This is a genomic window from Lentzea albidocapillata (assembly GCF_000719115.1).
Taxonomy (GTDB): domain Bacteria; phylum Actinomycetota; class Actinomycetes; order Mycobacteriales; family Pseudonocardiaceae; genus Lentzea; species Lentzea albidocapillata.
The window spans coordinates 145620-166008 of record NZ_JOEA01000008.1 but is presented as its reverse complement, the minus strand read 5'-3'; the positions used below and the strand labels follow the sequence as shown (position 1 = coordinate 166008).

General features: G+C 70.9%; 19 protein-coding genes and 1 pseudogene. 17 read left to right on the top strand and 3 right to left on the bottom strand.

What is annotated here, in order from left to right:
* Positions 1 to 62: 62 nt before the first annotated feature.
* Both IG04_RS0113285 and IG04_RS48925 read right to left on the bottom strand, forming a co-directional pair.
* Entirely contained in the window at positions 63 to 773 is a 711-nt protein-coding gene (locus IG04_RS0113285; RefSeq protein ID WP_036014571.1) for a DUF2637 domain-containing protein, read from the bottom strand.
* 1002 nt (positions 774 to 1775) lie between these two features.
* Positions 1776 to 1874, bottom strand: a pseudogene (locus IG04_RS48925) (recombinase family protein); the annotation flags it as partial.
* Between the two features lie 497 nt (positions 1875 to 2371).
* Here IG04_RS48925 and IG04_RS0113275 point away from each other — a divergent pair.
* The 17 genes from IG04_RS0113275 to IG04_RS0113195 all read left to right on the top strand — a co-directional run bounded on the left by IG04_RS0113275 (position 2372) and on the right by IG04_RS0113195 (position 20037).
* The gene (locus IG04_RS0113275; RefSeq protein WP_248782523.1) at positions 2372 to 3925 is read left to right on the top strand and encodes an HAL/PAL/TAL family ammonia-lyase; all 1554 of its coding nucleotides are present in this window, start codon (positions 2372 to 2374) and stop codon (positions 3923 to 3925) included.
* 204 nt (positions 3926 to 4129) lie between these two features.
* A complete protein-coding gene (locus IG04_RS0113270) occupies positions 4130 to 5389 on the top strand; it encodes a phenylacetate--CoA ligase family protein (protein ID WP_144065454.1) in 1260 nt (419 codons plus the stop codon).
* Positions 5347 to 7053 carry a prenyltransferase/squalene oxidase repeat-containing protein gene (locus IG04_RS0113265; protein ID WP_420843977.1) on the top strand — a complete coding sequence of 569 codons (1707 nt, stop codon included), beginning with the start codon at positions 5347 to 5349 and terminating at the stop codon, positions 7051 to 7053. The genes IG04_RS0113270 and IG04_RS0113265 overlap by 43 nt, the downstream gene beginning before the upstream one ends.
* Before the next feature lie 14 nt (positions 7054 to 7067).
* Complete coding sequence (locus IG04_RS0113260; protein ID WP_030476915.1) at positions 7068 to 7466, top strand: hypothetical protein; 399 nt, start codon at positions 7068 to 7070, stop codon at positions 7464 to 7466.
* A 3-nt stretch (positions 7467 to 7469) separates the two neighbouring features.
* Positions 7470 to 7766 carry an acyl carrier protein gene (locus IG04_RS0113255; protein WP_030476914.1) on the top strand — a complete coding sequence of 99 codons (297 nt, stop codon included), beginning with the start codon at positions 7470 to 7472 and terminating at the stop codon, positions 7764 to 7766.
* Positions 7763 to 8743: a class I adenylate-forming enzyme family protein gene (locus IG04_RS0113250; protein ID WP_051769792.1), complete on the top strand. Its 981-nt coding sequence runs from the start codon at positions 7763 to 7765 to the stop codon at positions 8741 to 8743. Before IG04_RS0113255 ends, IG04_RS0113250 begins: the two co-directional genes overlap by 4 nt.
* Entirely contained in the window at positions 8740 to 9960 is a 1221-nt protein-coding gene (locus tag IG04_RS0113245) for a 3-deoxy-7-phosphoheptulonate synthase (protein WP_051769787.1), read from the top strand. Before IG04_RS0113250 ends, IG04_RS0113245 begins: the two co-directional genes overlap by 4 nt.
* The gene (locus IG04_RS43945; protein WP_051769784.1) at positions 9957 to 11258 is read left to right on the top strand and encodes an amidase family protein; all 1302 of its coding nucleotides are present in this window, start codon (positions 9957 to 9959) and stop codon (positions 11256 to 11258) included. The genes IG04_RS0113245 and IG04_RS43945 overlap by 4 nt, the downstream gene beginning before the upstream one ends.
* Positions 11255 to 12553, top strand: a complete 1299-nt coding sequence (locus IG04_RS0113235) for an MFS transporter (protein ID WP_030476910.1) — start codon at positions 11255 to 11257, stop codon at positions 12551 to 12553. The genes IG04_RS43945 and IG04_RS0113235 overlap by 4 nt, the downstream gene beginning before the upstream one ends.
* Positions 12550 to 13911, top strand: coding sequence for an ATP-grasp domain-containing protein (locus tag IG04_RS0113230; protein WP_030476909.1), 1362 nt, complete (start codon positions 12550 to 12552; stop codon positions 13909 to 13911). The genes IG04_RS0113235 and IG04_RS0113230 overlap by 4 nt, the downstream gene beginning before the upstream one ends.
* The gene (locus tag IG04_RS0113225) at positions 13908 to 15044 is read left to right on the top strand and encodes a GNAT family N-acetyltransferase (RefSeq protein ID WP_030476908.1); all 1137 of its coding nucleotides are present in this window, start codon (positions 13908 to 13910) and stop codon (positions 15042 to 15044) included. Before IG04_RS0113230 ends, IG04_RS0113225 begins: the two co-directional genes overlap by 4 nt.
* Positions 15041 to 16252, top strand: coding sequence for a phenylacetate--CoA ligase family protein (locus IG04_RS43940; protein WP_051769782.1), 1212 nt, complete (start codon positions 15041 to 15043; stop codon positions 16250 to 16252). The genes IG04_RS0113225 and IG04_RS43940 overlap by 4 nt, the downstream gene beginning before the upstream one ends.
* Positions 16252 to 16983, top strand: coding sequence for an SDR family NAD(P)-dependent oxidoreductase (locus tag IG04_RS0113215; RefSeq protein ID WP_211257748.1), 732 nt, complete (start codon positions 16252 to 16254; stop codon positions 16981 to 16983). The genes IG04_RS43940 and IG04_RS0113215 overlap by 1 nt, the downstream gene beginning before the upstream one ends.
* A 41-nt stretch (positions 16984 to 17024) precedes the next feature.
* Positions 17025 to 18344, top strand: coding sequence for a lysine N(6)-hydroxylase/L-ornithine N(5)-oxygenase family protein (locus tag IG04_RS0113210; protein ID WP_245816358.1), 1320 nt, complete (start codon positions 17025 to 17027; stop codon positions 18342 to 18344).
* A gap of 306 nt (positions 18345 to 18650) precedes the next feature.
* Complete coding sequence (locus tag IG04_RS48595; protein WP_276326670.1) at positions 18651 to 18773, top strand: hypothetical protein; 123 nt, start codon at positions 18651 to 18653, stop codon at positions 18771 to 18773.
* 62 nt (positions 18774 to 18835) lie between these two features.
* A complete protein-coding gene (locus IG04_RS0113200) occupies positions 18836 to 19450 on the top strand; it encodes a ClpP family protease (protein ID WP_030476904.1) in 615 nt (204 codons plus the stop codon).
* Complete coding sequence (locus IG04_RS0113195; protein WP_030476903.1) at positions 19447 to 20037, top strand: ClpP family protease; 591 nt, start codon at positions 19447 to 19449, stop codon at positions 20035 to 20037. The genes IG04_RS0113200 and IG04_RS0113195 overlap by 4 nt, the downstream gene beginning before the upstream one ends.
* Here IG04_RS0113195 and IG04_RS0113190 read toward each other — a convergent pair.
* On the bottom strand, positions 20034 to 20381 hold the full coding sequence (locus IG04_RS0113190; RefSeq protein WP_030476902.1) for a helix-turn-helix domain-containing protein: 348 nt from the start codon (positions 20379 to 20381) through the stop codon (positions 20034 to 20036). The two genes, IG04_RS0113195 and IG04_RS0113190, sit on opposite strands and share 4 nt — an antisense overlap.
* Between the last annotated feature and the right edge of the window lie 8 nt (positions 20382 to 20389).

Sequence of the window (20389 nt, the reverse complement as noted above, 5' to 3'; positions counted from 1 at the left end):
TGATCCATACACGACCTTGGAGAGCTTGTCCCAGGAGACTCGCACATGGCTGACGCGCTTTCTCAAGATCGATGTAGTGTTGTGTTGCAGTTCGGCGGGCTTTGCTGGCGAAGCTGAGCAGCCGTGGAGCTGACTCGGCCCTCCTCGTGCCACTGGCGCAGCACCCGGCGACCGTAGTTATTGGTTCCCGCTGCACGATCCAGCTCCGCACCGGATGGCATCCGACCGCGTGCGACCTGTGCCCGGAAGTAGGCCCACATTCGCTGCTCGGCGGTCGGTTCTGCCGGCGGTAGAGAGTCGTCCGAGATCGCCGCGAGACGCACCACGTCGGCGCTCTCGTCACTGTTCTCGTTGCTCTCGGTTCCGGTCTTGTTCGCGCACTCGGCGCGGCGGCGTTTCAGCGCATGGTTGAGCAGCTCGACCGCCAGGAGAAGCGCCAATGGCGGACACGCCGCGACCGCCACGGCGAACACGCTCAACTCCGGGGCCGCGGCCACATTGGCGCAAAGCGAGAGCACAATGCCGAACACGAACGCCAGCCAGGCCTTCCAGCGCCCGCCGCCGTGACCGGTCTTCCACAGCTCCACCGTCGCCGTGGTCAACAAGCCGTCCACGATCAGCGGCCAGATCGCCGCGGTCGTCTCGTCCGCGCCGAACCGGAGCGCGAACTCGCGCCCGTGTCGGTACGAGGCGTACGCCGCGCCGAGCGCGACCAGAGCCGTGCACGCGCACTGGACCCACAGCGAGCGATCGCGCCGGACAACGGCGGTCATCGTGCACCGCCAGCTCGACGCCGAGCTGCGACGGCTGCCGTAGCTGATGCGACGCACCCGTCGACGCACGCGTGGACCTGGGAGCCGGTAACCGAGCGGCCAACAGGCACCGAAGCAACATGGACCTGCATGAAGTTCGCTGCGCAAACTGGACAGGCCAAGCCGTCAGCCTGCAGGTCAGTCAGGCCATGGATGATCTCGTTCGGATTCATCCTTCACCGCCGGTACGACGGCGGCGGCCACGGGGGACCTCTACGGTGGCGGAAACCTGCAGTTCACGGCGGGTGCGAGAGCGTGTAGACGTTGTACGAGACGCGCCGGGGGCACTCGATTCGGTGAGGTGTGCTCGCGGAGAGCGCTCGCCCTCATCGAGTGCTTGTGTTTTCTGGGGGCCGAGCCCCCAGGCCCCAGCAGGGGCGCTGCGCCCCCGGACCCCCGCTTCGGCCTCGCTTCGCTCGGCCGTCCGCGTCGGGCGGGAGGGCGCCTTCGCTTCGCTCGGCGGTCAGGCCGTTCCTGGGTCCCGCTTGGATTTCGCTTCGCTCAGCGGTCGGCTTGGTTCGTCGCAGTCCTGCTCGTCGAATGTGGAGTTGCACCGCAGTCGGTCCACGCAGGAAGACACGTTCCATGACTGGCGAGTGCGGCAAGGATCGCCTCCCGCTCTTGGTCGAGCTCGTTGTATCGCTGGCGCAGACCTTGCGTGAACCGGTCGCTGGGGTCTGCGTCCTCCGCCTGGCCGAGTAGGTTTTCCTGTCTGCGCACCGTGTCAGCGAGCTTGCGCTGTGACGTTGACGTTGTTCGCCACGTTCGTGTCGGGCCGTCCGCGGTTGTTGTCGGCGGGGTGACAGCGGTAGCACGTGGTTCCGTGGCGAGGATTGCCGATCATGCGGCGCCGGCACTCGCACAGAATGCGACCGCGTGGGAGACAGGTGCGTTCGCCCTCGGATCCTACTTCGGGCGGTGCCGTCACGCGAACCTTTGTTGTTCGCGCTGCGTGCGTTGAACTCATCGAACATCCACTTTGGAATCAACGGCGTTGGAGACCCGGTAGCCGGTGTACTTCGGGTTCTTCAGCAGTTCGGCGACACTCGACTTCGACCACGCGTTTCGTGCACGAGCAGCACCTGGTGGCTCGGGCGGAGAGTTCCAGTCGTGTCTTCGTCAGGCCCTTGAGCGCTTTGGAAGGGTTGGGGTGGCTTGTACCCGCAGGGCGGCTTGCCGATGTCGTAGCCGGACCGCGATCGTGCGGCCTGAACGGGTCCTTTGTGGACCAAAGGCGGACGCTGCCTCTGAATTGCCCGATGACCCCCATGAACAGCTCCGGCAGGCCATCTTCGTTCTCGGTCCATTGTGGACGCTGCCGCGCCGATCTGGAGAAGCTTCGGAGAACTGGCGTTGATTCACCGCGAAACAGGCCCGGCGGATTCGCCGGATCTGTTCGCCATCGATGTTTTCGCGGAACGGGTTCCCGGCGGCGGGCCGTGTCGTAGCCTGGGCGCGTTTTGATAGGCGAGCAGACGGTCTCGCGCATCGAATGTCACCGGGGGAGCACCATGTACGACGTCCACACGCGACCGGCAATGGTCCTGGACGGATCATCGTTGACCATCCGGGAGATCGCCGGCGCCGCGCGGTCGGCGGCCCCGGTCCGGGTCGGCCTGGACCCTGTTTCCGTGGTCCGGATGGAGGATTCGGTCAGGGTCCTGGAGAAGCGCCTGGCCGAGGGTGTCCCCGTCTACGGGGTGACCACCGGCTTCGGCGACAGCTCGCACCGGCGGATCGCGGTGGAGGACGCGGCCGAGCTCCAGCGGAATCTCATCCGCTACCACCTCAACGGCGTCGGCCCGCTCGCGTGCCGCGACGTCGTGCGGGCGACCATGCTGATCCGGGCGAACAGTTTGGCGCGCGGCGATTCCGCGATTCGGCCGGAGGTCGTCGACCTGCTGCTGGGGATGGTTCTGCACGATGTGGTGCCGCGGGTTCCGGAGCGGGGTTCGCTCGGGGCGAGCGGCGATCTCGTTCCGCTGTGCTACATCGCCGCCGCGTTGATGGGAGAGGGCGATGTCGACTATCGCGGGTCGACGTGGAGTGCGGTTGATGCATTGATCGATGCGGGCCTGAACCCGATCGCGTTGGAAGCGAAGGAAGGGCTTGCGCTCATCAATGGAACTTCGTTCGCCGCAGCGTTCGCCGCATTGGCCGTAGCTGATGCCGAGGAGCTGGCATTCGCGGCGGATCTGGTCACGGCGATGGCGAGCGAGGCGATTCTGGGCAACCGTGCGCACTTCGACGAGTTCCTGTTCGCAGCCAAGCCGCACCGAGGTTCGATTCAGAGTGCCGAGCTGATCCGCCGGATCCTGAGCGATTCCCGGCTGGCGCGGTCCCAGGACGACGTGACGTCCGCTCGGTGCACGGCAGGTGAACAGAACTGTTCCGGCGGGGAACGTGTGCAGGACAATTACTCGATTCGATGTGCCCCTCATGTCACCGGAGTGCTGTGGGACACGCTGGAGTGGGCGAGCCGCTGGGTTGCGGTCGAGGTCAATTCGAGCACCGACAACCCGCTGTTCGACTCGCGGGCCGGGACGGTCCACCACGGCGGCAACTTCTACGCGGGTCACGTCGGACAGGCGATGGACAGCCTCAAGATCGCCGCGGCGAACGTCGCCGACCTGCTCGACCGGCAGCTCGCCCTGGTCGTCGACCCGCGCTTCAGCCGCGGCCTGCCTGCCAACCTCGTCGGCGCCGAAGCCGGGCGCGGCGTGCACCACGGCTTCAAGGGAATGCAGATCGCCTGCTCGGCCGTCACCGCCGAGGCGCTGAAGGAGGCAGGGCCCGCGGGAATCTTCTCCAGGTCGAGCGAGTCCCACAACCAGGACAAGGTGAGTATGGGCACGATCGCGGCCCGAGGTGCGCGCACTGTTCTCGAATTGACCGCGCAGGTCGCGGCGATCCACCTTCTGGCCGTCGCTCAGGCGCTCGAACTGCGTGGTCTGGAACGCGTGTCATCAGTGTCGCGACGTGTCCACGGTGTTGTCCGTGAATGCGCTCGATTTGTGTCGGGAGACCGCCGACAGGATGGCGATATCGAGTCCGTCGCCCAACTTCTGCTTTCCGGAAGGTTGCGCGCCGTGGTCGCCGAGACCTCGAAGTAATTGGTATAGGCCATTCGGCGCAGCGGTGTGCTCTGGGTCACATTTAGCGTGATCTGCTTTAGCGCGTTGCCGCTGCTGTTACGTTCTGCGCCGTGCTCGGCAATGCGCGGGCGTATCTGTTTGGGGAACAGTGGGGATCTGGGGATCTTTGTGCTGATAAACAGCTATGAGCTCTTGACAGAGCTGTGCTCTGCGATCGACGAGATGCGCACGATTGGAGCCTCCGCGCCCGATCGGTCCTTCTACGACAGGAAACTCGCCTCGGTGTGGAACCGGGCGAAGAAGTCCGCCGCGTACGGGGACCTGGGTGATTTCTCCATGGCCGCGCTGCGCGGGCGACCGGTCACCACGAAGGACGCCATCAAGTCCCAGCCGTGGGACTACATCGTCGCCGACCTCGGTGCTGCGGCGAAGTACTACGAGACCACCGGCACGTCCGGTCAGGTCACGCCCACGCCGCGGCTCGCGGAGGACATCATCTGGAACGTCGCCTCGGTCTCGGCGGCCTGGCAGGACGTCCTCGCCGACGACGACCGCGTGCTGGTGCTGCTGCCCTCCGACGTCGTGCCCGTCGCCGACCTGATCGTCAACGTCTGCGAGCACCGCGGCCTCGTGCACACCCGTGCGTACCCCTTCGCCACCGGGATCACCGACTGGGACCGCCTTCTCGGCCTCTTCGCCGTCCTGCGGCCCACGGTCGTCTTCGCCGCGCCGGGTGTCGTGATGCAACTGTCCAGATTGCTCAAGCAGCGCGGACAGCTCCCCGACGTCAGCGCATCGGTGCGTTCGCTGATGCTGCTCGGCGAGGTCAGCACCGCCGCGATGCGTGAGCGCCTCGGCGCCTGGTGGGGAGCCACCGCGTTCGACGCCAGCTACGGCAGCACCGAAACCGGCACCCTGGCGGCGACCTGCGTGCACGGGAACCTGCACCTGCTTCTTGCCGCCAACCACTTCGAGCTGGCGACCGGCCGGGGCGTGGTCGGGCTGTCCGAAGGTGACCGGGGCAGGCTCGTCGTCACCCCGCTGAACCTCCACGCTCGGCCACTGATCAAATTGGACACCGGCGACGACGTGGTGGTCACGGCCGGCTGCGCCTGCGGCTCGCCCGCCCCGGTCGTCACGGTCAGCGGCCGCTCGGCGGAGGCGCTGTCGCTACGTGGCAGCGCTCTCACGCTGCGCGCGGTCGAGGACGTCGTCTACCGGGCCAGCTCCAGCACCGGCTACCTGATCGAGCTCGACCGCGATGGCGGCTACGGCAGGCTCCTGCTCGAGCGCGACATCGACGCCGACCGTGCCACCGAGCCGGCCCAGCGGGAAGCGGTGCAGGAGGCGTCGGCCACCGCGCTCGGCCTCCGGTGGGACGACGTGTCCTTTGTGAACACACTGCCCGCCACCACCAAGAGCGGCGGCTCGCAGAAGAGCTGGAAGCGGTCCAACATCCGCATCGTGGAACCCGCCCGATGATCGCCGGGACGGGCACCGGCGAGCCCGACCTCTGGTGCACCTACGCCGCCGTGCGCACCCTCGCGTGGCTCGACCGCCTCGACTCGGTGCCCGAGCCGGAGGCCACTACCGCCTACCTCGCCAACCGGCGCAACGCCGACGGCGGGTTCGCGTGGAGCCGCGGCATGCCTTCCGATGCGTGGGCCACCTTCTACTGCACGCAGGCCATGCGCGACCTCGGGTCGCCGCTCGCCGACACCTCCGGCCTGTGGACGTGGCTGGAGCGCACCTGGTCCGGCGTGGCCTTCGCGATGATGCCGGGGCAGGCGCCCGACGTGTGGGCCACCCACTTCTCCACTCGCACCGCGGTGGAGATCTGCGGGCGGGACGTACCCGACCGCGCGAGACTGCTCGACTGGCTGCGCGGACTGCAGACCAGCGGCGGCGGCCTCGCCTGGACGCCGGAGCACGCCGGGACCGGCGCGGCGGACGTGCGGGCCTGCTACTACGGCATCGCCGCGTGGCGTGCGCTGGCGAACCACCAGCCGGCCGACCCACCGTGGGACGTCGAGGCCCTGGTGTCCTGGCTTCTGTCCCAACAGGACGCCACGGGCGGCTTCCGGTTCGCCGAGGACACCGAGGTCCCGTGCCTGTGGGCGACCTATCGGGCCACCGGCGCCCTGTCCGCCCTGGGGCGCAAGCCCGCCGACTCGGTCGCGGCCTTCGTCATCGGCCTGCGCGGACCGACCGGCGCCTTCGTCCGCTGGGATGGCTACGCCGTCGAGGACGTGTGGGCGTCGTTCTGCGCGGCAGGGACGCTCACCGACCTGCCCGGCCAAGCCGCGGAGGCGGTCGTGACCGCGCTCGCCCGCTTCGCCTGCCCCGGTGGGGGCTACACCTACCGGGAACCGGGTGCCGCCTGGGACGCCCTGACCACGGCGGCGGCCGTGCTGCGCGGCGAGCCCCATGCCGCGGACATGGTGCGCTGGCTGGAGAGCTGCCAGCTGCCCAACGAAGGTGGCGTCATGTACATGCCGGGACGTGGCGCGGAAATCCGGTGCACGGCCTGGGCGCTCGCGGCGGGTGCGTTCGCCGCCGACCCGGACGGCCGGGCCCTGGTCGCCCAGTGGCTGGTCGCGATGCAGAACCCCGACGGCGGCTTCGGCTACTGGGAGGGCAGGGGCTCCGACATGGTCTCCACCGCGTCCGCCGTCGCCGCGGCCACGGCCGTCGGCGCACACCTGGACCGCGCCGGGCTCGCCCGGTTCCTGCGCTCCTGCCGGGTGGGTGAGTCCTACGCGCACACCCCCGGTGAACGGCCGACGCTGCGGTCCACGCTCCAGGCCCACCGGGTCCGGCACGCGCTGGGCGAACCGGATGCGACCGTGGTCGCCGAGGTCCTGCGCGCCCACCACGTCAAGGGCGGCGGATATGCCAACGAGGGCAACCGCATGCCCGACCTCCTCTCCACGTACGAGGCGGTCCTCGCCGCCGACGTGCACGGCGTCGCCGTCGACGCCGACCATGTGGGCAGGTTCGTGGCCAGGGTGTCCACAGTGGACCAGGCCACCTGGACCCCGCTGGCCCCGCTCGGCGACGACCCGCTCGCCCGGTGCCTCGCGGCGCTGCTGCGCGCCCGGTTCGGTGACCGCCTGACGGCGCTGCCCGCCGTCGTCCTCTCCTGATCCGCCCAAGGACCATGCCCACCATCACCATCACCTGTGATCCCCTGCCCGTGCCCAGGCGCCGCGCGGTGGCCCTCGGCCTGACCCGCTGGCTCCGCGACCGCGGCGTCGAACCGGCACACGTCGTGGTGCACTTCACCGACCACCGGCCCGGCACCGTCTTCACCGGCGGGATGCCGGTCGAGGCGGTCGCCAAGGACGCCGACGGCCTCCGCTTCGCCTCGGTCGTGGCGTGCGTCGGAACCGACCGGGACGAGGAGTTCCGCGCCGCGTTCGCCGAACAGGTCGCCGCCGCGCTGGGCGTCGTCCACCCGTCGGCGTTCCTGTACCTGGAATTCCGTCCCACCCCACGCGAGCACGTGCACATCTGGCGCTCGGGCGTACTGCGTCGAGCTGACGAACCGAAAGGCTGACCAATGAGCGAACTGCCCACCACCGAGCAGGTCAACGCCAGGGTCCGGCACGTGCTCCGCGACCAGTTCGGCCCGGCCGTCGACGCCCTTGCCGACGACGTCCCGCTGACCGAAGGCCTCGACGGCAACTACGACAGCCTCTCCGCACTGGACTGCATCGCCAGGGTGGAAGCCGAGTTCGGCATCGAGGTCGACTTCGTCGGGCACGACGTGCGGCACTGGTTCGCCTCGATCGCCCGCATCGCCGAGTTCGTCCGCGACCAGATCGAGGACCAGGCCGTGCTCGGGGCGGCGAGGTGATCACCGTCGCCGACCGGGTCTTCCGCACCTCCGGGCACACCGGCGAGCCGGTCGACTGGGCGCGCACCGGCGCGCAGCTGGTAGCGGAGACCGAGCTGGTCGCCGCGGCCTCGCTCGGCCCGGTGGACCAGGTCGTCACCTTCGCCCCGACGACCCACCTCTACGGCACGCTGTTCGGCGACCTGCTGCCGCGCATCCTCGGCGTGCCCGTGCAGGATCTCTCGCACGACGTGCTGGCCCTGCCCGTCCTGCCGGCCGGCGCCCGCACCCTGTTCGTGTGCCTGCCCGCGAGTTGGCACGTCATGCGCGCGGTGGCCGCGGGCGCCGCCGACCTCACCGGCTCGATCGCGCTGCACGGCACCGGGCCGACGACCGCGGCGACCGCGCAGGCGCTGCCGGCGCTGACGGCTCGCGGGCTCCGCGCGGTCGAGCTGTTCGGGTCGACGGAGACCGGTGGCGTCGCCCAGCGCGACATCTCGGCTGACCCCGCACCCTGGCGGCTGCTGCCGGACGTGGCCTTCGCGGACCGGCCGGAGTCGCCGGACGAGACCTGCCTGCTGCACGTGCGCAGCCCCCGCATCGCCCGGCGCGTCGGCGCGGCCGCGGCCGCGACCACCCACCTCCTCACCGACGTCGTCCGCGTCGTCGGCGATCGCGAGTTCCACTTCGTGGGTCGCAGCTCCCGGCTGGTGAAGATCAACGGCCGCCGCTGCGACCTGGGCGCGGTGGAAGGGCTGCTCGCCGCGGCGCTGCCGGGAACCGAGGTGGTCTGCCTGGCCGTGCGCGACGGGATCCGCGGCGAGCACTACGAGCTGTTCCACACCGGCCCGGCCGACGACCTCAGGCCGCGGCTGCCGGGACTGCTCGGTGACCTGCCGCTGCCACGCGGCGTCCATCGCGTGCCGCGCATCCCGCGCACGGCCACCGGCAAGGTCAAGACCGACCGGCTGTACTCGCTGGGCGTGAGCGCGCGATGACGACCACGAGCCTGGGCGGCGACGGCGTCACCAGCCGCGAGCGGACCGCCGCGCAGCAACCGGACTGGCAGGCGCCGGACGCCGTCGCACGCGTGCGCGCCGAACTGGGCGCGCGACACCCGCTGGTGGATGCCGCGGCCTGCCACGCGCTGCGCGGCGAACTGCGCGCGGCCTCCCGCGGTCAGGCGTTCGTCATCCAGGGCGGCGACTGCGCCGAACCGTTCGCCGACGCCACCGCCGACCGCATGCAGGCGAAAGCCGCGCTCCTGGAAGACCTGGCGGACCTGTTCGAGGGGCACACCGGCCTGCCGGTCGTCCGGGTCGGCCGCTTCGCCGGGCAGTACGCGAAGCCCCGGTCGAGTCCCGTCGAAACACTGCCGGACGGCGCCGTCGTCCCGGCGTTTCGCGGCGAAGCGGTCAACGGGTTCGACCTGGCCGAGCGCGAGCCCGACGTGCGGCGGCTGCTGGCCGCCTACGACCACGCCGCGGCCGGGCTGGACGCACTGTTCCTCAACAGGTTCCTCCCGCTGGCCTGCGACGGGCCGTTCGTGCAGACCTACGTCAGCCACGAGGCCCTCCTGATGGACTTCGAGCAGCCGCTGGTGCGGCCGGACTGGTACGCGGGCGGGCACTACGCCTCCTCGGCGCACTTCCTCTGGATCGGCGACCGGACCCGGCAGCCCGACGGTGCGCACGTGCACTTCGCGCGGTCGATCACCAACCCGGTCGGGTTGAAGGTCGGGCCGACGATGACCGCACCGGAGATCACGGCGCTGGTCACCGGCCTTGCCCGCGGTGAGGGCAAGCTGACCCTGATCGCGCGGATGGGCGCCGAGCAGGTTGTCCCCAAGCTCACCGAGCTGATCGCCGCACTCGGACCGATGGCCGGGTCGGTGGTCTGGATGTGCGACCCCATGCACGGCAACACCCGCAAGACCGCCGCAGGGCAGAAGACCAGGCTGCTCGCCGACGTGCTGACCGAGGTCGGCGGGTTCGTCGGCGTCCTGCGCGGGCACGGCCTGCGGCCAGGCGGTCTGCACCTGGAGATGACGCCGGACCCGGTCGCCGAGTGCCTGGCCCGGCCGGAAGACCTCGTGCGCACCGAGCCGCTGGCCCCGTACACGTCGCTGTGCGACCCGCGGCTCGATCGCGGCCAGGCCGAAGCCGTCGTGCGGTACGCGGCAGAACTGATCAGCCCCGGAGGAAACCGGCGATGAACCACCGACAGCCACCGCCCGCGTTGCTGGCGCCGCTGCGCGAGCGCGGCCCGATCGACCCGGCCGAGGCCGACGCCTGGGCGCGTCACGCCGACGCCCGCTACCGCGCGGCCGTCGAGCTGCACCCGGTGACGGACCCGCGGCTGCGGATCGGGGTGAAGGACACCGTCGACGTCGCGGGCTTCGCCACCCGGCTCGGCCTGCGCAGGCACCGCGCCCACCCGGCCGCCACCGCGGCGGCCCTGGCGGGCGTCCCGGCGGGCTCGATCACCGCGAAGCTGGTCACCACCGAGCTGAACATCGGCCTCGACCACGGCTGCGTGAACCCGTACTTCCCGCACCTCGACCCGGCCGGGTCCAGCACCGGGTGCGCGGTCGCGGTCGCGGCGAACATCTGCGACGTCGCGATGGGCACCGACACGGTGGCCTCCGTCCGCCTGCCCGCCGCCGCGTGCGGGTTGACCGGGCTGCGCATGACCAGCGACAAGCGGCTCCTCGAAGGCGTGTTCACCATCTCCGGGCGGCTGGACGCGCCCGGCTGGATCACCCGCACCGTCGACGACCTCGCGCACTTCTGGGAGCAGCACGACCCCGCGCTCGGCCTCGTCGGCCGTGAGATCCTGACCGGCGTCCCGCTGACCGTCGGTGTCGTCGCCGAGGCGCTCGACGCCGACCTCGAACCGGAGATCCGCGCCTCGGTCGACGCGGCGGTCGCCGCTCTCACCGACGCGGGCCACCGGGTGCGGACCGTCGAGCTCGGCGAGCTGTTCACCGCCCGCGGCACGGCCTACCAACTCTGCGCACGGGAGGCCGCCGACACCTGGCAGCGCACCAGCGACCAGATCGACGACGAACTGGCCGAGGCGACTCGCCTCGCGCTCGCCTCCGGCCGCTCCTGCGACGACGTGCGCTACGCCGAGCTGATCGGCATCCAGGACGCCTACCAGGTGCGCGCCGCCGAACTGCTCGCCGGCACCGGCATCTGGCTGCTGCCCGCGGGCACGATGATGCCCCGCAACATCCACACCGAGCCCGCCGTCGCGTCCACCATTCCCGATCCGGCGGAGCTGGCGACCTCGCCGCGGGTGAACTACGCGGCCATGGCGAGCCTGCTCGGCCTGCCGTCGCTGACGTTCCCCGTGGCGCACAGCCCCGGCTTCGACGCGCCCATCTCCCTGCAGCTCGTGGGCCCGCGGTGGAGCGAGGCCGAGCTGATCGGGGCGGCCGCCGAGATCAACGCCCTGGTGGGCGTACCGCGCTACCCGCTCGGCGGTCGCACCTCTGGGGGGACGGCATGACCGTTACCGCCACCTCGGACCGCTCCACGCCGGCGTTCCTCGCCGTGTGGGTGCCCAGTCTGATCGTCATCATCGCCACCGGGGCGTGCCTGTTCACCGTCAGCTGGTGGATCGGGAAAGCGCCGGGCGGCGGCGCCGCGCTTGGCCTGGTCATCGGGTTCTCCAGCGTCATCTCGCTGCTCACCGTCGCCGCAGTCTCGGGGGTGATCGACCGCGCGGACAGTCGCACGACGCTCGTGCGGCTCCTGTTGCTGATGACGTTGCCCGTCGCTGGTCTGGTCTACGTCGTCGGGCAGGAACCCGCTGGGGCGGTGGTGCTGCTGGCGGGCACCTGCTACGTGCTCATCAGCACCGGCGAGTCCCTCTACCTCGCGGCCACCGAGACCGTGGCGGTCGACCTGGCCCCCACGTCCTGGCCGCAGACCCGCACCGCCCTGCTGACCCAGATCCACTCACAGGTCGAACGCGTCGTCGGACCGCTGCTCACCGGTCTGCTGATCGCCGCGGGCGCGGTGGGCGTGGTGCCGCTGACCGCAGTCGCAGTCGTCGTCTGCATGATCGGCGCGACGTTGCTGGCCCGCCGCCACCTCGACGCGGTCACCCGCAGGCGGCTCGGCGCGGCGGACGCGCCGGAACCCAAGCCGGCCTCGGTGCTGCGCGGCCTGGTCCGCGACGCCAAACCCGCGGTCAGTCTGGTGCGTCGGCACCGCGACCTGACCTTTCTGGTCCAGCTGGGCGTGCTGGCCAACCTGATCGTGTTCCCCTTCTACGCCGTGCTGCCCGCCGTGCTGGGGGAGTACACCTCGGACGCCACCGACCTGGCCGTGTGGTTCGGCCGGGCCGCCACCGCCTACGGCGCGGGCATGCTCGTCGGTTCCCTGGCGCTCACCCGCCTGCGCCGCGACTTCCGCGGCACCGCGGCGATGGCCTGTGCCAGCGCGAGCCTCGGCGTCATCTGCCTGGTGCTGGTGGGCGCCGCCGCCGGGCAGGCACCGGTGCTGGTCGTCGCGGCGATGGCGGCCAACGGCGCGCTGTTCTCGGTGCTGGTCGCCGTGGGCGGCGCGGTGTGGCTGCACCGCACGCCCGCCGAGGTCCGGGTGCGGGTCTTCGCTCTGCGCAGGCTCACCGTCTACTCCAGCATCCCCGTCGGCACGATGCTGATGGGCTTCGGCGGCGCCGCCGTCGGCTACCGCACCTTCGTGCAGGCACTCGCCGTCGTGGTGCTCCTGCTCCTCATCGTCGCCTGGGTGCGCTTCCGGGCCTCCCGTCCCCTGAACGAGACCGAGGGATCATGAAGAAACTGCTGTTCGTGCACGGCAAGGGCGGGGTTCCGCTCGACCACGCCGTGCCGAGGATGGCCGCACACGCCGAGGTACACCTGCTGGCACTGGCGCCGCTGCCGGACGGGCCGTGGCGCGAGCACTGCGCCGAGATCATTCCCCGGTGGACCGAGCCGGTCCGCGGCGACGACCTCGTCGATCTGATCGTCGAGACCGCGAAAGCCGTCGGAGCCGACGCCGTGACCGGGTTCGCCGAGTGGGCGCTGCTTGCCGTGTCGCTGGCCGCGCAACGGCTCGGACTGCCCGGCCCCGGCGCCAACGTGCGTGACTCCCGCGACAAGCGCCTCATGCGCGAGCGCTGGGCCGAAGCCGGGGTGCCAGGACCGGAGTTCCGCCGGGTGGGCAGCGAGGCCGACCTGCTGGCCGCGTTCCGCGAGCTGACCGCGCCCATGTTGCTCAAGCCCGCCTGGGGCGCCGGGTCCATCGGGCAGTTCGTCCTGCGCGAGGAGGCCGACGTGGCCATCGCGTGGATCACCGTCGCCAAGGCACTCGACGACCTCGTGGCCTACGGCGCAGGCGAGTACTACGAAGCGGAGGCGCCACGCCAACTGCTGGTCGAGGAGATCATCGCGGGAACCACCGACGGCTGGTACGACGAGCCCGGCTTCGGCGACTACCTCAGCGTCGAGGGCATCGTCGCCGACGGCGTGTACCACCCGATCGCCATCACCGGCCGCATCCCGACCATCCCGCCGTTCACCGAGCTGAGCAGCCACGCCCCGTGCGCGCTGCCGGAGCCGCTGCAGCGCGAGATCGAGCGGGTGGCCACGGCCGCGGTGGACGCGCTGCGCCTGGATACCTGCGGCACGCACACCGAGATGAAGCTGTGCGCCGACGGAACGGTCATGCTCCTGGAGTCCGCCGCCCGGTTCGGTGGCTCGGCCATCACCGGCGTCGTGGAGTCGGTGTTCGGCGTCGACCTGGTCGGCATGTTCATCCGGCAGCTGCTCGGTGAGCCGGTCGACTACCCGGACCGCATGCTGGTCGACGCCGGATCGGCGGCCGCGGAGTTGTCGCTGATCGGGACGGACTCCGCGGGCAGGCCGTGGCGAACCGAACCCGTCTGGGACTCGCGCACCGCCGAACTGCACCGGTTGGTGTCGCCGGGCAGCACGATCACCCACGTGCACGGGCTCACGGCGCCGGACGGCACGCGGGTGCCCCACTACACCGAGGCCCGCGGCATCGCCAACTGCATCGGCATGCTGTTCCTGACCGCCCCGACCCGCGCGCAGATGGTCGCCGACACCTACGCGGTCTTCGACTGCCTGGAGGCCAGGCTGAAGGAAGCCGCGGCCGGAGAACCGGAGTGAGCCCGGTCGCCGTCGCGGACCTCGTCGTCGAGGAGGCCGGCCGGGTCGAGGAGGTGCCCCGCACGGAGTGGGACGCTGTCGCCGCCGGGGCCGCCGTCTACTCCAGCCACGCCTGGCTGCGGTTCGTCGAGACGTTCGGCGACTGCGAGCACCGGTACCTGCTGGTGCGCCGCGACGGGGAGCTCGTCGCGGCGCTGCCGGTGTACCGGTTCGAAGGCGCTATCCCGCGCTACTACGACCCGCAGTACTACGGTGCGCCCGCGGGCAGCCCCGTCGTCCTCGGCGGGACCAGGCACGGCTACAGCTCGGAGTACCTGATCCGGCCCGGCCTGTCGGAAGACGTGCGCGCCGCCGCCGTCGCCGCGCTGCTGGAGCGCCTGCGCGCCGAGGACGCGGCGGCGACCGCCGTGCTCTACCTGACCGATGACGCACTGGCCATGACCCCGTCGAGCCCGGACGACCGGGTGTTCCTGCTCGACGCCCACGCCCGGCTGCCCGTCGAGCCGAGCGGGCTGGCCGGATACCGGGCTGCGGTCAGCGAGAACACCGCGGCGCGCATGCGCAAGGAGATGCGCAAGTTCGCCGACGCGGGCTGCCGCGCCGAGGTGCTGCGCCTGTCGGAGTGCCACGAGCACCTCGGCGAGCTGTCCGCGCGGGTGCTGCGCCGCTACGGCCACGAGATCACCGCCGAGGCCGAGGCAGGCCGGTTCGCCGAGCAGGTGGCGACGATGGACGACATCTGCCACGTCGTCCTCGCCCGGCAGGGCGGGCGGGTCGTCGGCTTCACCCAGTTCTTCGGCTGGGGCAGCACCCTGTTCGGGCGCGTCCACGGGCTCGACGACGACATGGCCCGGTCCGCCGCGCTCTACTACAACCTCACCTACTACCACGCGATCGAGTTCGCCGCGGCTAACGGCTTCACCGCGATCGACCTCGGCTGCGACTCCTACGAAGCCAAGGTCCGCCGTGGCGCCCGCCTGCACCCGCTGTGGGGGCTGGCCACCGCTCCTGGCTGGGACGCGGACACCACCCGCGAGATCGCCGACCGCGCCCGCGCGCGGGCCGAGGAGTTCGCCGCCTGGGACCCGCGCATGAACACCGCTGTGCCGCACCCGCACCTGGAGACACGATGACCGCCGCTATCACCACGCCGGCCGACGACGCCCGGCCGCTGATCCCGCTGGCCGCCGACCTGCCCGCGCTGAGCGAGAAGTACGCCCGGTTCGCCGCCGCGGACGGGCCGGTCCCGCTGGCCGAGCTGCCCGTGCTGTCCAAGGACGACTTCGCCGCCGTGCGCGCCGACGTCCTCGCCAGGGCACGCAGCCGCGACCACGGCACGGTGGTCTTCGGCACCGGGGGCACCACGTCGGCGCCCAAGCTCAGCGTCATGCCCGGCGACCTGTTCATCGAGGAGATCTGCGCGCAGTGGCAGCCGCTGCGCCGCGACGACGTCCTCCTCAACTGCAACACCGGCAGCGAGCTGGGCTCGATGAACCCGTTCTACAACCGGCTCGCCGAGCAGTGCGGCGCCGCGGTCGTCCCGCTCGGCGGCGTCGGCGGGGACAAGCTGGGCCGCTGGCTGGACTTCGCCGCCGACTGCGGGGTGACGGCCATCGGCGCGACCCCGAGCTACCTGGCCACGCTGCTGGAGTTCTGCGCCGCCACCGGCCGCGACACCTCCCACTTCCGCAAGGTCGTGTGGACGGGGGAGCGGTTCAGCGACCACGCCGCCGAGGTGGCCACGCGGCTGCTGCCCGACGCCGAGTACCACTCGGTCTACGGCTCGTCCGAGACCTGGGTGATCGGCCACAACGGACCCGAGTGCGACCGGCACACGTTCCACCCCATGCCCTACCAGCACGTCGAGGTGGACCAGGACCGCGTGCTGGTCACAAACACCCACCCGCGCTGCGTCAACCCGATCCTGCGGTACCAGATCGGCGACCGCGGCGAGTTCGTGAGCTGCCCGTGCGGCAGGCCGGACCCCGCGCTGCGCATCCTCGGGCGAATGGACCAGCAGGTGAAGTTCCGGTCGATCCTGTTCGTCCCGCAGGAGCTGGCCGACACCGCGCTGGACGACCCCGAGGTGCGGGACGTGCAGATCGCCGTCTACGAGTCCGGCACGCCCGGCGAGCGCATGCACGTCCGCATCCGGCCGGCCGCGGGCGCCGACGCCGACGCGCTGTGCGCCCGGCTGCGCGTGCGGCTGCTGGAGGAGCACTACCGGGTGCACGGCGAGGTCGCCGGCGACGAGGACGGGTTCAGGGTGCGTGCCGACGCCGAGTTCACCCGCAACGAGCGCACCAACAAGACGCCGCTGCTGGTGCGGGAGGAGAGCTGATGCGCACGGTTGTGATCAGTGGCGGAGGCACCGGCATCGGGCTCGCCACCGCCGAGCGGTTCGCCGCCGACGGCGACCGGGTGGTGCTGATCGGCCGCAGGCGGCAGGTGCTGGACGCCGCCGTCGCCCGGCTGGGCGAGCTCGCGAGCGCCGTGGTCGCCGACCTTGCCGAGCCCGTCGACGTCGAGCGAGTGGCCGCCGAGATCGGGTCCGTCGACGTGCTCGTCAACGCCGCGGGCGGCAACGCGCTGCTGGACGCCCCGGACGACGGGCCGGACGGCGTTGCGGGCGTGGCGTGGCACTGGCTGGCGAACTTCCGGGCGAACACATTGACGACCGCGCTGCTCACCGAGGCCATGCGCGACCGGATCGCCGACGGAGGCCGCGTCCTGCTGATCAGCTCGATCGCGGCGTACCGGGGATCGGGGTCCGGCTCCTACGGGGCGTCGAAGGCAGCGCTCCACCCGTATGCGAGCGACCTCGCGGCGGCGCTCGGGCCGCGCGGGATCACGGTGAACGTGATCGCGCCCGGCTACATCGAGGACACCGAGTTCTTCAGGGGGAAGCTGTCCGCGGAGCGGGAGCAGACGCTGATCGCGCAGAGCCACACCGGCCGCGCGGGCGTCCCGGCGGACGTGGCGGAGACAGCGCACTGGCTGGCTTCTCCCGCTGCGGCCCACGTGACCGCGCAGATCATCCAGGTCAACGGCGGCGCGGAACGCGGGCGCTGACCCGGATGGATTCTTCAGCACATCGACCGATGGGGGTTCGGGTGGATTCCGCCCTGGCGAAGGACATTCTCGACGTGGTTGGCATCGGGTTCGGCCCGTCCAACCTCGCGCTGGCAATCGCGCTCACCGAGCACAACCAGCAGGGCGGGGCGCTGACGGCGCGTTTCCTGGAGCGCAAGCTCGAGTTCGGCTGGCACCAGGGCATGCTGCTCGAAGGCGCCACGATGCAGGTTTCCTTCCTCAAGGACCTCGCCACGCTGCGCAACCCGGTGAGCCAGTTCAGCTTCCTGTCGTACCTGCACACGCGGAACCGCCTCGCCGACTTCGTCAACCACAAGAGCTTCTTCCCCTCGCGCGTGGAGTTCCACGACTACTTCCGGTGGTGCGCCGACCAGCTGAGCCCACTGGTCGACTACGGCACCGAGGCCGTGACGGCGCGCCCGGTGTACGAGGCGGGGATGGTCACCCACTATGAGGTGACGGCCCGCTGCGTCGTGACTGGTCGCATCACCGCGTTGCTCGCCCGCAACGTCGTGGTCGCGCCAGGTCTCAGCCCCGAACTGCCCGCAGGCATCACCGCGGGCGAGCGGATCTGGCACAGCTCCGAGTTCCTCGACCGGGTCGGAGGGATCACGGACCCACGGCGGCTCATGGTCGTCGGGGCCGGGCAGAGCGCCGCCGAGATCGTCGACCACCTGCACCGCGCGTTCCCGTCGGCCGAGGTCTACGCCGTCTTCGCGCGGTTCGGCTACAGCCAGGCCGACGACAGCCCGTTCGCCAACCGCATCTTCGACCCTGCCGCGATCGACGACTTCCACGCCGCCACCGAGGAGACCAAGTCGGCTCTGCTGGCCTACCACGCCAACACGAACTACGCCGTGGTGGACGTCGACCTCATCAAGGACCTGTACGCCCGCACCTACGAGGAGAAGGTCCGCGGCGTCAGCCGGCTGCGCCTGCTCAACATGTCGCGCCTGAAGTCCGCCCGCGCGTCGGGTGACGGGGTCGAGGTGACGATCCGGCACGAGAACACCGCGCGCGAGTCCCTCGTGGAGGTCGACGCCCTGGTCTGCGCGACCGGATACCGCGAGACCGACCCCACCACCCTCCTCGGCGAGGTCGAGCCGCTGCTCTGGCGCGACGAGCAGGATCGGCTCCGGGTGGAGCGCGACTACCGGGTCGCCACCGGCCCCGAGGTTCTCGCGGGCGTGTACCTGTGCGGCGGCACCGAGCACTCGCACGGCATCACGTCGTCGCTGCTGTCCACTTCGGCCGTCCGCGCGGGCGATATCGTCCAGTCGATCGTCACGCGGGTCGAGACGCATGCCGCCCCGCTGCGGGCGAACGCCGGGACGTCATAGGCCCTGACAGGTCGCCGGGTCCGCTCACAGCGTTGCAGCCGCCCGTCTGATACGGCTGAATCAGACGGGCTTTCGCTTTCGCCGCCCGGTACACCGCCACCACCGCGCGGCGCGTGCCGTCCGCATGGGACGAACGGCGCGTTGCGAGTGGACAGACGCTCGTTACTCGCAGCTGGATGCGTGGGCCGACGGTGTTGCGCGGCAGTTGGCCGGGCTTGGTGATCTACACGTCTGGTCGCCTGAGTCCTTTGTGGACCTTTTGCGGCGGGAGCAGGTTACTGTGCTGTCGCAGACGCCGTCTTCGTTTTGTCGGACCTCGTGAACATGTACGGCATCACCGAGACGACCGTGCACGTCACCTTCCTGCGGCTGGGAGACGAGGAAGGCAGCCATCGGGACTCGTCCCGGCGCCCGCAGTGCCTGCTGTGAGCTGATCTGCCCTCAGCAGAGAAAGCGGCGGACCCGTTGGGGCGGCGGGCATCGTCAGTGCCATGACGAACAGCGAGAAGCTCTTCAGCCCAGGGCTGCGAGAACGGTTCTTCGGTCAGCGGGTGCTGATTCTCGACGGCGCGCTCGACGACGACAACGGCACGGTGCTGGCGACCCAGATGCTCTCGCTGGCGAGCGAGGACCCGCGGCAGGACATCGCGTTGTGGATCAACTCGCCGGGTGGTTCGGTGCCCTCGATGCTGGCGATTCGCGACGTGATGCGGCTCGTGCCGTGCGACGTGGCGACGCTCGCGCTGGGCCTTGCCTGCAGCGCCGGGCAGTTCCTGCTCTCGGCCGGAACGCCGGGCAAGCGGTTCGCGTTGCCGCACGCGCGAATCCTGATGCACCAGGGAAGTGCGGGCATCGGCGGTTCGGCCGTCGAGGTGGAGGTGCAGGCGGACGACCTGCGGCACACCAGGGACACCGTGCTCGGCCTGATCGCGCAGGACACCGGGCAGCCGTTCGACCGCATCTTCACCGACTCGCTGCACGACAGGTGGTTCACGACGGAGCAGGCCCGCGAGTACGGGTTCATCGACCACGTCGTCAGCGACCTCGGGCAGGTCGTCCCCGTCCGCATGCACAAGCTGGGACTGCACTCGGGAGCCATGGCATGAGCACCTACACCATTCCCAACGTCATCACGCGGGACGCGCGGGGCGAGCGGGTCATGGACGTCTACTCGCACCTGCTGTCCGAACGGATCGTCTACCTGGGCACCGGGATCGACTCCGGCGTCGCCAACGCGTTGATCGCGCAGCTCTTCCACCTCGAAGCGGACAACCCGGACCTGGAGATCAACCTCTACATCAACTGCGAGGGCGGCGACCCGTCGGCGATGCTCGCGCTGTACGACACCATGCGCTACATCAAGGCGCCGGTCGCGACGACCTGCGTGGGCCAGGCGGTGGCGGCGGGAGCGGTGCTGCTGGCCGCGGGCGCGGAAGGACGCCGGTCCGTCCTGCCGCACTCCAGGGTCGTGCTGCACCAGCCCGCGGCGCAGGGGCGGGGCACGATCCCGGACCTCATCCTCGCGGCGGACGAGGTGGTGCGGGTGCGCACGCAGCTGGAGGTGATCCTGGCCAGGCACACCGGCCGGACCGTGGCCGAACTGCGCCACGACACCGACCGGGACCGCGTGTTCGACGCGGCGGGCGCCGTCGAGTACGGGCTGGTGGACCAGGTGCTGGACCAGCGGGGCTAAGCCGCCCAGGCCATGGCCACGGGACCGGAGGGGCGGCCCGTCGGGCGTGCGGTGTGGAAGTGGCTGACCTGCTGGACGCGCAGGTGGCGGACCTGGCCGGCGACACCGATCAGCAGATCGGCCAGGTCGATGCCCAGGGCACCGGCGACCGCCGCGATCATCTCGCTCGACGGCTCCTTGCGGCCGCGTTCGATCTCGGACAGGTACTGCACCGAGATGCCCGCGCGGTCGGCCACGTCGACCAGGCGGTCGCCGAGGTCCTCCCGCGTCTCGCGAAGCTTGCGACCCAGGGCTTCACGCCACAGGGGTTCCGGGGTGCGCTTGAAGTCCAGGATCTCCGCCATGTCGCCAT

Bases quoted from the DNA above. Each gene is read 5' to 3' on its own strand.
- IG04_RS0113255 (WP_030476914.1), top strand. From the start codon at position 7,470: ATGAGCGAACTGCCCACCACCGAGCAGGTCAACGCCAGGGTCCGGCAC.
- IG04_RS0113235 (WP_030476910.1), top strand. From the start codon at position 11,255: ATGACCGTTACCGCCACCTCGGACCGCTCCACGCCGGCGTTCCTCGCC.
- IG04_RS0113200 (WP_030476904.1), top strand. From the start codon at position 18,836: ATGACGAACAGCGAGAAGCTCTTCAGCCCAGGGCTGCGAGAACGGTTC.
- IG04_RS43940 (WP_051769782.1), top strand. From the start codon at position 15,041: ATGACCGCCGCTATCACCACGCCGGCCGACGACGCCCGGCCGCTGATC.
- IG04_RS0113230 (WP_030476909.1), top strand. From the start codon at position 12,550: ATGAAGAAACTGCTGTTCGTGCACGGCAAGGGCGGGGTTCCGCTCGAC.
- IG04_RS0113195 (WP_030476903.1), top strand. From the start codon at position 19,447: ATGAGCACCTACACCATTCCCAACGTCATCACGCGGGACGCGCGGGGC.
- IG04_RS0113215 (WP_211257748.1), top strand. From the start codon at position 16,252: ATGCGCACGGTTGTGATCAGTGGCGGAGGCACCGGCATCGGGCTCGCC.
- IG04_RS0113260 (WP_030476915.1), top strand. From the start codon at position 7,068: ATGCCCACCATCACCATCACCTGTGATCCCCTGCCCGTGCCCAGGCGC.
- IG04_RS43945 (WP_051769784.1), top strand. From the start codon at position 9,957: ATGAACCACCGACAGCCACCGCCCGCGTTGCTGGCGCCGCTGCGCGAG.
- IG04_RS0113285 (WP_036014571.1), bottom strand. From the start codon at position 773: ATGACCGCCGTTGTCCGGCGCGATCGCTCGCTGTGGGTCCAGTGCGCG.
- IG04_RS0113190 (WP_030476902.1), bottom strand. From the start codon at position 20,381: ATGGCGGAGATCCTGGACTTCAAGCGCACCCCGGAACCCCTGTGGCGT.
- IG04_RS0113270 (WP_144065454.1), top strand. From the start codon at position 4,130: ATGCGCACGATTGGAGCCTCCGCGCCCGATCGGTCCTTCTACGACAGG.
- IG04_RS0113245 (WP_051769787.1), top strand. From the start codon at position 8,740: ATGACGACCACGAGCCTGGGCGGCGACGGCGTCACCAGCCGCGAGCGG.